The organism is Nitrobacter sp. Nb-311A (assembly GCF_000152905.1).
GTDB lineage: Bacteria > Pseudomonadota > Alphaproteobacteria > Rhizobiales > Xanthobacteraceae > Nitrobacter.
The window spans coordinates 360,748-373,009 of the sequence record NZ_CH672416.1 but is presented as its reverse complement, the minus strand read 5'-3'; the positions used below and the strand labels follow the sequence as shown (position 1 = coordinate 373,009).

At 60.8% G+C, this 12,262-nt stretch carries 10 protein-coding genes and 1 tRNA gene; 7 read left to right on the top strand and 4 right to left on the bottom strand.

Translation table 11 applies throughout. From position 1 onward, the window contains the following. Positions 1–39: 39 nt before the first annotated feature. Positions 40–300, bottom strand: a complete 261-nt coding sequence (locus NB311A_RS10805; protein ID WP_009798578.1) for a helix-turn-helix domain-containing protein — start codon at positions 298–300, stop codon at positions 40–42. A gap of 80 nt (positions 301–380) precedes the next feature. Here NB311A_RS10805 and NB311A_RS10800 point away from each other — a divergent pair, with 80 nt between their 5' ends. From NB311A_RS10800 to NB311A_RS19735, 5 genes are all read left to right on the top strand, one after another. Then, complete coding sequence (locus tag NB311A_RS10800) at positions 381–1,628, top strand: MBL fold metallo-hydrolase (protein ID WP_009798577.1); 1,248 nt, start codon at positions 381–383, stop codon at positions 1,626–1,628. Beyond that, positions 1,625–2,611 (top strand): hypothetical protein, encoded by a 987-nt coding sequence (locus NB311A_RS19745; RefSeq protein WP_245256979.1) that lies wholly within the window; start codon positions 1,625–1,627, stop codon positions 2,609–2,611. The genes NB311A_RS10800 and NB311A_RS19745 overlap by 4 nt, the downstream gene beginning before the upstream one ends. 216 nt (positions 2,612–2,827) lie before the next feature. Further along, positions 2,828–3,427 carry a DUF4339 domain-containing protein gene (locus NB311A_RS10790; protein WP_009798575.1) on the top strand — a complete coding sequence of 200 codons (600 nt, stop codon included), beginning with the start codon at positions 2,828–2,830 and terminating at the stop codon, positions 3,425–3,427. A 1-nt stretch (position 3,428) separates the two neighbouring features. Continuing rightward, positions 3,429–3,845, top strand: coding sequence for a superinfection immunity protein (locus NB311A_RS19740; RefSeq protein ID WP_009798574.1), 417 nt, complete (start codon positions 3,429–3,431; stop codon positions 3,843–3,845). Between the two features lie 90 nt (positions 3,846–3,935). Continuing rightward, the gene (locus NB311A_RS19735; protein WP_009798573.1) at positions 3,936–4,715 is read left to right on the top strand and encodes a PP2C family serine/threonine-protein phosphatase; all 780 of its coding nucleotides are present in this window, start codon (positions 3,936–3,938) and stop codon (positions 4,713–4,715) included. Positions 4,716–4,932: 217 nt separating this feature from the next. Here NB311A_RS19735 and NB311A_RS10775 read toward each other — a convergent pair whose 3' ends face one another. The 3 genes from NB311A_RS10775 to NB311A_RS10765 form a co-directional block, all read right to left on the bottom strand. After that, positions 4,933–6,453, bottom strand: coding sequence for a DUF6538 domain-containing protein (locus NB311A_RS10775; protein WP_009798572.1), 1,521 nt, complete (start codon positions 6,451–6,453; stop codon positions 4,933–4,935). An 86-nt stretch (positions 6,454–6,539) separates the two neighbouring features. Further along, positions 6,540–6,629: transfer RNA gene (locus NB311A_RS10770), tRNA-Ser, on the bottom strand. Between the two features lie 489 nt (positions 6,630–7,118). Then, a complete protein-coding gene (locus tag NB311A_RS10765; protein WP_009798571.1) occupies positions 7,119–8,246 on the bottom strand; it encodes an ROK family protein in 1,128 nt (375 codons plus the stop codon). Between the two features lie 433 nt (positions 8,247–8,679). Between NB311A_RS10765 and NB311A_RS10760 the strand changes: the two genes are divergently transcribed. Both NB311A_RS10760 and rplU read left to right on the top strand, forming a co-directional pair. Next, positions 8,680–11,481 (top strand): hypothetical protein, encoded by a 2,802-nt coding sequence (locus NB311A_RS10760; protein ID WP_040674735.1) that lies wholly within the window; start codon positions 8,680–8,682, stop codon positions 11,479–11,481. Positions 11,482–11,749: 268 nt separating this feature from the next. Beyond that, complete coding sequence (gene rplU / locus NB311A_RS10755; protein ID WP_009798568.1) at positions 11,750–12,208, top strand: 50S ribosomal protein L21; 459 nt, start codon at positions 11,750–11,752, stop codon at positions 12,206–12,208. The last annotated feature ends 54 nt before the right edge of the window (positions 12,209–12,262 follow it).

Here is a 12,262-nt window from a genome sequence, read left to right as displayed (position 1 = left end):
TGCTGACGTGATCAAGGCCGGATATCGCTTACGCGATCTTCACCTCTTTTTACGCCCTTTTCGAAGTGTAGCTGGCGGCTTCTCGCCGGCCTTAGGCACTAGCAGAAGCTCCGCTGCAGCGACTTGCAGCGCCGTTGCTAATTTATCGAGCGTTTCTACCGTCGGATTTTCTACGCCCCGTTCGAGCCGGCCGACATACGAACGGTCGATGCCAGCATCCACCGCCAAAGCCTCTTGAGACAACGCGCGCTTCACACGCAGGCGTCGAAGATTCCAAGCTACAAGCGCGGTCGCCTTCATTAAGGCAACAAACGGCTTGGCGGTCCATTAAAACACGGACTATAATGTCCCTATTATGGGCATATGGGCTTTTTTAATTCGTGCGCGTCCGAATCCATCGTGGGACCAAAGAAATCGGCGGGACGTGCATCGAACTGCGGGCCGATGGCGCCAGGCTTTTGCTGGATTTGGGGCTGCCGCTGGACGGCAATCCGGACGATGTCGGATCGCATCCGGTCATTGAGGGGCTGGCTGGCGGCGACGACCTTTTGGGCCTGGTGCTCTCGCATGGGCATGTGGATCATTGGGGTCTGGCGCCGTTGGCGGGACCTGATCTCCCGGTGGCGTTGGGCGCGGCGACCCTTCGCATTCTGCAGGCCGCAGCCCCGTTCGTGCCCCGGCCCTATGTGCCGGCGAGGCCGGTCGAATTCACCAGCGGCACGACGCTCCAATTTGGCCCGTTTCGGGTGACGCCGCATCTTGTCGACCACTCCGCCTACGACGCCCACGCCATCGAGGTTGAGGCTGGCGGCAAACGGCTGTTCTATTCCGGCGACATTCGCGGCCACGGTCGCAAAGCGGCGCTGTTCGAGAAGCTCGTCTCCGATCCGCCTGAAAACGTCGATGTCATGCTGATGGAAGGATCGAGCTTCGGCCGCCTTGATCCCGATCTGTCCTTTCCGACCGAGTCGGAGGTCGAGCAACGCCTGGTCGAGCTCTTCGGCGAGGCCAAGGGTTTGGCCCTCGTCGCGGCCTCCGCGCAGAACATCGACCGCATGGTCAGTCTCTACCGAGCCTGCAAGCGGACCGGGCGAACGCTGATCATCGACCTCTATACCGCCGAAATGCTGCGGGCGACCGACAACACCCATATCCCGCAATCGAACTGGCCCGGTGTAGCTCTTTACATCCCGCAGTATCAGCGCGTTCAGATCAAGCGGTCCGGGCGCTTCGATCTTCTTGATCACCACGCCACACACCGCATTTTCGGCGAAGGGCTGACCGAGATCGCGCCGAACGCGGCGATGCTGTTTCGCTCGGCGATGCTCAGCGACCTCGACCGGGCGGGGTGCCTAAGCGGCGCGGTTGCGATCTGGTCGCAATGGAGCGGCTACCTCGCACAGGAACGCGGCCGGGCGCTCATGGCGGAACTGGCGCAGCGCGATATCCCGCTGGTCCATGCCCATACCTCCGGCCATGCCAGCATCAAGGACCTGAAACGACTGGCTCGCGCGGTGGCGCCCAAGATGCTGGTGCCGGTCCATACCTTCGCACCGCAGTCGTTTCCGGAGCATTTTGAGGCCGTCGCACTCAAGCAGGACGGCGAATGGTGGGAGGTCGCCGCGTGACAGATTCTGATTCCAGCTACGGCGTCAGTGACGCGTTTCTGGACCACCTCGACCAACTGGCCCGGCAGAACAGCGGATCCTGGTGGCGGGATGTCCTCAAGCGCGATGACGTCTTCCTGGCCGTGCGCCGCAACTCCTTGAACGTTTACTATCGAGGTGGCTCGATCTTCCGGATCGACGACAGGGGCGACGGCACCGCCAGCCCCAAGACCCATGTCAAATATCTGGTCCGCCAACAACAGGCACTGGCCGAACTGGTCGATGGCGAATTCAGGCCGAACGGGATCGGCTGGACTCACTATGCCGGCCAAGAAACGCTTCGGGACATGATCCGCGCGGCCAGCGATCTCGCGGGGGCCGAGAAGAGCGGCTTGCACCCGATGATTATGGGCAGCCCAGCCGTAGTCGATGTCGAAATTGCCTTGGGGAGAGCACAAGAGCGCGAGGGTAACGGCAGCATGGCTGACGGCGCTGGTTCATCGGCCAATCGCAGTCTAGACCGGCTCGATGTCGCAACATTAGAACGACAAGGCACAGACATCGCGGTGGTGTTCCACGAGGCCAAGCATTTTACCAATACGGCGCTCAGGGCACGCAGCGGAGTGCCCGCGGTGGTTGGTCAGCTTCGCCGCTACCGATCAACCCTTAGTCATCACACCCCGGCGCTGATCGCCCGCTACCAGGCCGCCTGCCGCGCCATCCTGCGGCTAGGCGCGATGCGCCGTCACGTGCGTTCGGACTCAGGAGCTGGTGTGCCGCTCCCGTGTGACCCGATGGTGCAAGAAGTTGCTACCGGCAACGCGGGCCTCACGATTGATCCCAAGCCGCGCCTGATCATCTTCGGCTTCGATGCCGATCAAAAAAAGGGCCAGCTGCAAGTCATCCTGAATGCTCTCAAGACCGCCGATCCGAATGTGATGGTGTACGCGGCCGGTGATCCTTCATCGGCCGGCGGCGCTTTTCGGCCGCCCACCAAGCTGTAACTGCGGCAATAAAGTCACGCCGGAGAATTTCTTGGTAAAGCCCGCAATTTCTCGGGGCCTCATTTGAATCTAGGAGGATCGACGCTTTCGACGCGATCCCCGTGTCGACCGCGTCCATCCTGACGGCTCGAGTTTTCAGAGTGCCGCGTTGGCCGGTCAGTGGACGAACACGGCCAACCGCTCTCGACGCGGACCGGATCATAACGGAGAGATATATTGACTGACCACAGCACGACAGACGGTGAGGGGTGGTTCTATACCCAAGGCGGACAGCGCAAAGGGCCTTTCCCGGCCGACGAACTCCACAAACTCCTGGCCGCACGGACGATCGACGGTGAGACCCCGATCTGGCGCAAAGGGTTGGCCGACTGGCAGCCATTGCGCACCACAGACCTCGGTACGCAGCTCAAGAATACCCCGCCGCCTATTGCTTCAAGCCACCTGAACAATGGTTTGGTGTGGGCGCTCGCCGTCGCGCCGATCGCGTATGTGTTCGTGGATGCCGCCATCCTGCATTATCAACTCACTCATATCATTCAGTTCCTGGACGGCACTCCCGTCTACGATCCGCCGTATCTGGCTTTCCTGTCGCCGCTCACCTGGCTCGTTCCGCTTCTGGTGAATGCGACGCTGTGCCTGACCGACGCGGCGCAACTCAAGCGCGCCGGCTACAGTTCCGGATGGATGACGTTCTTCGCGCTTTTGTTAGCCCCGGCCTATCTCTTCATGCGCGCACAACGGCTGTGCCAGACGCCGACCTATGGATACGTCTGGATAGCGTCGTTCATCGCCTCAATCATTCTGCGAGTATTGTAACATGCAGCCCGATTCTCATGCCGGCGACCTAATCTTCCTAGGCATCGTATTCCTCTTCGCCGGCATCATCTACATCATCCCGAGCATCGTAGCATTCCGGCGCGATCATCCGAACCGCTGGATCATCCTTGTCATCAACGTCGCCTTCGGCGGCACCATCATCGGTTGGGGGATCGCGTTGGTCTGGGCGATGCGGGCAGCTCAGCGCGTGGGGTCGACGAGTAGTGGCGGGGAATCCGGTCTCAACCTCTTTGTCAACGACGTGAAAAAGGTTCATGTCGTCGAGCCTCCACCGCTGCCACAATCGTCCATCGCTCAGGAGCTGGAGCGCCTTCATGGCCTTTTGACCAGAGGGGCGATCTCTCAAGGCGAATTCGACGACCTGAAGGCCAGGCTGTTGGGCGACGCTACAACGTAATTCAAGCGCTGCGCTTATGGCCGTATCGCAACCGCCTGAGCTATTCCTGTACGGAGGTCTCTCCTTTCCGAAAGCGTGGGAGGTCTGCGCATGACGGGCTGGACCATCGCTGCCTTCACCCATCGCGGTCGCATGCGGCCGGCAAACGAGGACGCCATCTCTGTCGGCTCTCGCGTGCTGACGGGCGACATGAGCACGCCCGTCGCCATGACGGCACCCGGCGATGGCTGTCTCCTGATGGTCGCGGACGGCATGGGCGGCCACGCGCAAGGCGCGCTGGCCAGCCGTGCAGTGCTCGATTATCTGGTTGCAGCCGCCGACCGGCTCTCAAATCCGGAAACGTGTTCGGAAGTGATCGAAGATGCCAATCAGCATCTGTACACGCTGATGGAGCAGCAGGAGGCGGCGCTTGGTATGGGGACCACGCTGGTTGGGGCGTTCCTCACCCCCACAGCGCTGCTCACCTTCAACGTCGGCGACAGCCGCAGCTACCTGTTCAGCGCCGGCCGGCTCATCCAGCTTAGCCACGACGATGTCGCCGATGATGGGATCAACCGCTCGGGCAACCGCCGGTCGCATGCCATCACCCAGGCGCTCGGTGGCTCCTCGTTTCCCGTTGCCATCGAGCCCCACACCAAAATCGATGCGCCGCACGGAACTGACGAAACCCTTCTGCTATGCAGCGACGGACTCACCGACATGGTAGACGACCGGGACATTAGGCATGCTCTGAGTGTGGCCAACGATCCCATCCGAGCTGTGCGCGATCTCGTGGCCAAGGTTTTCGCCGTCGGCGCGAGAGACAACATCTCTGTGATCGTTGCGCGGCCACCAGAGAATCTCATCATTCCGGATTTCGGAGCGGGATGAGGCCCGACCAGAGGCAGAGATCTGGCTGGCGATTTCGGGCGGGAGTCTGTCCGGCAGGTCGAAAGACAGTTGCAATGCATATCGCGGCACTCAACGTTCTCTGCCCATTTGCTCATCGAGTTATTCCACGACCTAACTCTCTGAAAATTATGGATGCAGGCTATGATGCAGGCTATTATGGGCGGTTTCGTGGTGCGGATGATTTGATCGCTAAACCTTACAGCTTGACTGGCGGAATTTTCGAAAGCTCCCGCAACATCGCGGCTGGCGGAAACTCACCGTAGGTGTCTGCCACCGTCTTACGACCGTGACCGGTCATTGCGTCGAGAATATCAACCGCAAGCCCATAACGCCGACCTAGCGTTTTGATGCGATGCCGCCATGAATGGTTTGGCGAAATTCGGGTATCCGTCACACCGAGCGACCTGATCCATCTGCTGAGGATCTTGGTACCGGTGCCACCGCGGCTACCAAATCGATCCGGGGACAGTTCGTCGAACAAGGGGCCCTTGCGAGCGGAAGCCACAAACTTCAGAAAGCCTTCCGTTTTCAAGGCCGAATGCACCGGCACCACGCGCTCCGAATTCACGTTCTTCAGTGAGCCGGCTTCGCCTGTGAAAGCAATGCACCAGATGCCGTCAATCTGCTTGATGTCTTCCGCGCGAAGCTGACAGATTTCTGCAATCCGCGCGCCCGTATAGGCACAAACCCAAGGCACCCAGCGCTTGTGCGCTTCCCTCTCAGTGTGCGCAGCGCTCAAGATGATCCTGGCCTCATCGTCCGTGTAACCTCGTCTCTTCTCTGACGGACGTGCTTTGAGATCGATGTTAACGCGGGCAGCAGGATTGGTATCGAGCTTTCGATTATCCACGGCCCATTGGAAAATGGCTCGCACCGGTGCAAGTTTACTGTCGCGAATGGTCTTGGCCTTCAGATCCTTTGAAAGGAGGTCTGCTTTCCACTCCACAAGATTCTCTGCACGAACACGGCGTGCATCATCATGGCCAAGGAATCCCGAGAGCTCCTTCATGACCCTGCGCCATGTGTATTCGGTCTTTTGGTTTGGTTTCTTTTCGATGAGCCATCCTTGGATGATCGCTTCGAACGTTAGGGGTGCTACAGCCTGCCGAAAAGTTGTGGACATGCCAGCATGTGGCTGGGCTTCAGCTTTGCCCAGTAGATAGTTTTGGTGTGCTTGGACTGCACGCTGCAGCTCGATAGTGGCGGCTCGGGCCACCTTTTCGCGATCGTCATGTTGAAGGAACAGCTCCTTTGCGGTGAGATGCAGGTCGACAACGTAATAGCAGAGCTTTCGCTGACGCGACTGCTGTTTGTCCTTCATGGTCTGGGCAGCTGTTGGGTCAAATAGCTGTGCGACAAATTCGGCAGGCGTCGGTTCTTTCCATAAGGTGGCGCCAATATTGAGGTCCCAGTCCACCGGTTCGTACGGGGCGGCTTCGAGCTGCCGCCGAAATCGCTCGCCTATCGCTGCCGCTTCTCGAGCAATCTCGTCCGGGGAAAGCGGGCGCTCTCCCCGCCGCAAATTCGACCAGCGCTCCTCAATTTCAACGAGCTTGATGGCAAGGAGCCGCTTTGCTTCGCTCGGGTCTCGCGTGCCCAGAGTGAAGCGCAACTCGTTCTTTCCGACGAGGTTGCGAAGATCCTTTGGAACTCGCTTTCGGAACCAATAAAAACCGCTGTCGGGATGCTTCCAGGGACGACTCATCGAAAGGGCCATTGTGTACCACCCGTGTGTACCAGTCGGGCGGAAAAAAGCCTATGGCGATCAATGACCTGTTGATTTCATTGGATACTTTGTGCCGGTGGCGGAGAGGGAGGGATTCGAACCCCCGATAGGCTTGCACCTATGCCGCATTTCGAGTGCGGTGCATTCGACCACTCTGCCACCTCTCCAAAGGGGCCGCCGGGCGGGCGGGGTCGCGTTTAGCGCGTTTTCATGCGAAGCGGAAACAGGTTCGCGCGAAAAAACGCGCGCATTGATACATTGCCGCGCGGTCAAATGCAAAAGCGAACCGGCAACTATCGCGTTTCGAGCGAAGCATGTCCTCGGGCTGACCCGAGGATGGATACCGGTTCGCGTGAAGAAAACGCATCAAATCAAAATCATGGAGCTCTATCCAGAGCGGGAAGGCTCTGGACTCGCGACAACGGGCTCCGGCCGGGCCGAATCGGGCGTCACCAGCGTCTTAATTCTCGACAAGAGTGGGACCGCCGGACGCGATAATAACCGACGGTCCCGTGCCGCGTCATTAAAATCGTGGTCGGAAGTGCGGCTTCGCGGACCACCTGCGCGACCATCCGACCGTAGCGGTCTTTATGAAACCGGCAACGCGATCCCGATTTTAACCTCACCAATCAAGGTTACTTTGTTGTGAAAGGAACTCAGTCCTTGGCTGTCCTGTCTTTCTTATCCTTGTCCTTTCCGTTCTCTGGCTTCTTCTCTTTCTTGTTCTCTTTCCTGCGGTTGGTGAAGCGCGCGTTGCCAAGGCCGGTACCGATGGTCAATACGCCCCAGCGGCTGATGTCTTGCATGTAGGGCATTTCGCTCAGGCCCTGCGCCACGCCGTCATTGTGCATGAGCACGGTGGTGTCGTGACCGCCGATCTGGGGGATGGCCCCGATCAGTAACGCCGGCAGGTTGAATCTGCTGCTCTCCCAATTGCCGGGAAGGTTCTGCGCGCCCTTCTCGATCGATCCGTCCTCCTGGATCACGCCTGGACAGGAAATGCCGATGAACGGCGCGAGCTTCAGTCCCTGCTTTTCCGCCTGCGAAATGAGATCCTTTAGCATTTTCGCGAGTTTCTTCACCGCGCCCTCTCGGGTTGGCTCATCGTCGGCATGACGCCACAGATCAGACTTCCACACAGCCGCCTTGGAGAGATCGGCAGCTTTCTTGCATTTGGTCTCGATGACGCCGCAACGGATATTGGTGCCGCCGATATCGACCGCCAGAATGCTGTCGAACGCCTCGAATATCCACGACGGCGCCAGATGCAGACAGCCGATCAGCCCGGCCTCGTCGGGATCGAAGCGAATCGGGATCAGGTGCACTTTGTGGCCCTCGCTTTTCAGCAACAGGTCGGTGCGGGCGATCGCGATCTCGCCCACCCGACTCTTGCGGAAGCCGCCGCCGACGACGATGCATTCGGTGTCGGCCCAAGCTTTGGTTTTGAGAAAACGGCCGGTCACATAAGCCAGCTCCTGCGCGAATTCCTCGATCGCGCCGTGCACCAATGCCGCAGCCTCGATGTCCTCGCCGATCAGCGCCTTGTCGAGCGGTCCCTTGCCAATCTCCTCGGACGGAGTTTTGCCGAGCGGGTCGTCGCCGTTTTTCTTCAGCGGCTTGCGCAAATCGTCGAGGATTTTCCGGAAGGCGCCCCTGCAGGCGCGGTCGCCGAGAAAGCCGTCATCGTCCTTCAGTTCGATGTTGTAGCTGTCGACATCCACCGAAGGCAGCCGGAGAACGCCGTGCTTGCCGATGCCCGAAGTCGTCGGAGTGTCTTCCGCCATGTTGCATGGAGCCCCTTGCCCGCGTGATCCCGCCTGCAACAACGGCGAGGGAACTCATTGGTTTCATGACCAATGCCGGGCGGCCCGCCGAAGGCGGCAGCGCTCGTCAAGCTCGGAAAGCCGCGGGGCATTCGCTTGACATACAATCCGTTTCCTTGACTCGCGGTCCCGGCGGCTATAAGTGCCGCAACCGGCGCGGAGCACCCCCGCGCGCCCCGCGCCCGCGCCGGTTGTTTTGTATGACCGGCTGGACGATCCCCGGTTACGCTCGCGATGCCGCCATCCGGCGCCGCGATAAGGTTTAATGCTTACGTTCGATGCAGACTGCAAAGCGTTTTCAGAAGACCCAGTTTTTCATGCCGCGTCGTGTCGTGGAAACATTCGACCGACCTGCCAGGGGCATCTCATTGTGGAATTTCCTTACCGGAGCTGTTTGCTCGTAGCTGCCTGCACATTCGGATTTGCCGGCTCAGCTCTTGCCGCTGATCTCGCCGGCATCTGGCAAGGCCGTTATTCATGCGGGGCGAACCGCAACATCGCCTTCACGCTTGACCTGCAGCAGTCGAACACCAAATTTGAAGGCACTTTTCGTTTCGCTGCGCCGAATGCGCGTGACAAGGGCGGCGCGTACAAGGTCAGCGGCAGCATAGATGCCAAGGGCGCGTTCACTTTCGTGCCGCGCGACTGGATCGAACGTCCTACCGGCTACGCCGCGCTCGGACTGGTCGGGAGGTTGCGCGACAATGGCCTGATGATCGAAGGCGCCATGCCGGGTTGCGGCGGCATCGGCGACAATTTCACCGCCACGCGCAACGCTGCGGCGGCGTCATCGGGTAACGCCGATGCGGCGAATGCGCCTGTCACCAAACCGCAGCCGCCCGGCGGCGGCAAGCTTCAGGGACAATGGCGCGGCACCATGACCTGCACGGCGAAGCGGCGCGAAACCGAGACGCGCGACGCGCGGGCCGACATCGTCCAGGACGGCGATCAACTGGCCGCGATATTTCGATTTGAAGTATTGAACAAGGCGCGCCACGGCGGTGCCGAGACCGCCGAACAGATCATCGTGACCACCGGCCATGTGGACGGTAGCCGGGTGAAATTTGACCCCGGTCTGGTGGTCGAGGGATATCCGCGGTTCTCTTTCAAGGTTGACGACGCGCTGCTCGATCCATCGGGCAAACAACTGACCGGCAATGTGATGGCATCCGGTTGTCAGCAGATCAAGCTTGAACGGCACGGCGCCGGCAAGCTTGTCGCGTTCAACGCCAACATGGCTGGCGTCTGGACTTATGCCGGCCGAGGTCATACCGACCTGACGATGTCGGTTAGCGATGATGGCTCGATGCCCTTCGCCGAATTGATCGCCTCCACGCCCAACGATCAGCCGCCTGCCGCTCGCGACCGGCTCCGGCGCGTGCTGGCGCCGCTGCACGTCAACGATCATCGGACTATTCTTGTCGTGGCCGGAACCCGTGAGGCGACCGGGCTATTCCGGCCTGAAGGCATTGGTCCGCGTCGCCATGTGCTGTCGCAGGCGCGCGCTTTCACGTTATCGACCGTCGGTGACGGCCTGGCTCTTGTGCCGGTGGGGAGCACGCGGGATATCTGGCAAGCGCCCGGGGACGATGCACAGATTTCGTCGCGCAAGCCGCGTAACGAAATGCTGCTGACGCGGGCCGATCGAACATTGCAGAGACAACTCGACGCGGGGCGAACGCCGCCGGTCAAGCTGGCGGACGGCATCGGTGGGCTGCTTGCCGCCGCGCATTCGCGCGAAGATCAATGCACGGTATTGGGAAACTGGATCGCGCCATTCGTCGCCGGCGCCGACCTCAATCGCATGAGCATCGATGCCGGCACGCGCACGATCATGGATGCCTTCGCCGATAAAGCATTCGTGCCGGTGTTCGGCCGGCCATTTGCGGACCTGCAGGAGATGCAACGGCGCTCGATCTGGAAGTTGATGCAGGCCCATTGCATCCGCGCCACGAAAATCCAGACGCTCAACAATCTGGCGGTTACGAATCCGTTCTTGAGTGAGCGCCACTTCATCGACATGGCGTCGCTGTTGTCCAACCGCGCCGAAGCGGGCAAGTGGTTCGATGACATAGCCCAGACCGTTGACCAGCTGCCGCTGGAGCGGCCGGCGCTGGAACGCATCGCCGCGATCCGCAAGGAGGCGGCGAGCCGCTACAATGACGTCGCGCCGGCGCGCAAAGCTGCTTTCGAGGACAGGCTCAAGACCAAGGGCAATCAAGTGCTCGAAAGCGTTTTCAACGAGGATCTGAAGTCGCTGATCGCCGCCGACGATAATCTCGCAACATTGAGGAAGCTGTCGGACTTGCTCGGCACGCTCGAGAAGTCGTCGCTGCCGCAAGATCGGCAGCAAGTCCTCGTGCGGCAAGCCGCGCCGAAGGCGAATGCCATTGCGCAGCCGCTTTACGTCAAGGCCGCCGCGCAGGCCGAGGCGGCACCGCAATCGCTCGATGGACTCGCCGCCATCCGCCGCATCTGGGCCGAACTCGCACCGGTATCCCGCATGATGGCGACGCATTTCGCGCCCGACCGCAACGGTCTGTTGCGCGCCGTGTCGACCCGCGAGCGCGCTCTGTTGGACGACACCGCGGTCCAGCAGGCGTTCCGGGCAGCGATGCTGGCGGTCAAACCGGCGGGCGATCCGGAGACCAGCGTCCGCAACGAAGCGTTGAAATACGTCGACGCCCGGGTCATCGACGATGGTCCGAGTGCGATCCGGGCCTATCAGACCGCCGTCAATGACGGCGTCGTGCGCGCCGAAATGCGGCTCATCGACTTCAGCGAGAGCAGCGCCCTGACTGAACCCGGCGAGCCGACGGCGGAAGACATCTTTCTGCTGGTCCACCAACGGCTGACCCAGGCCAATCAGGCAATTCGCGACCTTGAGCGGCAATGCCTGTCCGGCGGCTACCGCAACGATCCGGTCCTCGGCATCCAGTGCCTGCAAGTTCTGACGCTGACCGGCGGCAAGGGCGGCATGAGGGTGCGGCTCACCGCGTTCAAAAAGATCAGTTGCGCCAAGGACGCTGGCCAGGGCCGCTATCGTTGCCTGTTCTCGGTCGCGCACACCAGCAACAGTCCCGTGATCACCGGGCGGTTGGGCCAGCTTTTCGCGGCGCCCGGCGTGCAAGACAGTCTGTTCATCCGCAATACCGATGGGTGGACCATGGTCAGCGGAGGCCATGATGCGCGCTGATGGCAGGTCATTCCGGATCGCGACGATAGGATCTGCCTGGGCGCGATGGCTAGCTGTTCAGTCCTGGCATTGAGGTTGCCTTGACTCCTTTCGCCGGGCCGCTATAAAGCCGCCAGCCGGCGCAGGGTGTTTCCCGCCGCCGCTTGTTTTTGCGCGGCCGGCAGGCTCTCGTTCCGAGCGCGCGGAAACGATATCAACCCATGCGACTGAACAAAAAGCCGGCCCGGGAACTCCCCGAGGCCGGGATCGAACACGAAGGAATCAAACGATGTTCGCAGTCATCAGAACCGGCGGCCGGCAGTATCGTGTCGTTCCGGATGATGTCCTTGAGATTGGCAAGATCGCCGGCGAGGTCGGAACGATCGTGCAGCTTGGCGAGGTTCTGGTGCTGGGCGGCGACACGCCGGTGCTCGGCGCACCTACGGTCGCGGGCGCCTCGGTGGCGGCGGAAGTGCTGCAGCATAAGCGCGGTCCCAAGGTGATCGCGTTCAAGAAGCGTCGCCGCAAGCACTCCAAGCGCAAACGTGGTTATCGCGACGAGATCACCGTCTTGCGCGTCACCGAGATCCTGGCTGACGGTAAGGCCCCGACCATCGGGCCGCGCCCCAAGAAGGAAAAGGTCGTCGCGCCCGCCGTAGGCGAGGGTGACGACGAGACGCCGAAGGCGGCTGCTGCCAAGGCGCCGGTGAAGAAGGCGGCGGCCAAGAAGGCGAAAGACGCGGATTAAGAGCAATTAAAAATCTCCGTGAGAGAAAATGAATGATTCTGTCACGGAAATGAT

Excerpts from the sequence above, each read along its gene's own strand:
- NB311A_RS19740 (WP_009798574.1), top strand. The coding sequence starts at position 3,429 with ATGCAGCCCGATTCTCATGCCGGCGACCTAATCTTCCTAGGCATCGTA.
- NB311A_RS10765 (WP_009798571.1), bottom strand. The coding sequence starts at position 8,246 with ATGGCGGAAGACACTCCGACGACTTCGGGCATCGGCAAGCACGGCGTT.
- rplU (WP_009798568.1), top strand. The coding sequence starts at position 11,750 with ATGTTCGCAGTCATCAGAACCGGCGGCCGGCAGTATCGTGTCGTTCCG.
- NB311A_RS19735 (WP_009798573.1), top strand. The coding sequence starts at position 3,936 with ATGACGGGCTGGACCATCGCTGCCTTCACCCATCGCGGTCGCATGCGG.
- NB311A_RS10775 (WP_009798572.1), bottom strand. The coding sequence starts at position 6,453 with ATGGCCCTTTCGATGAGTCGTCCCTGGAAGCATCCCGACAGCGGTTTT.
- NB311A_RS10805 (WP_009798578.1), bottom strand. The coding sequence starts at position 300 with ATGAAGGCGACCGCGCTTGTAGCTTGGAATCTTCGACGCCTGCGTGTG.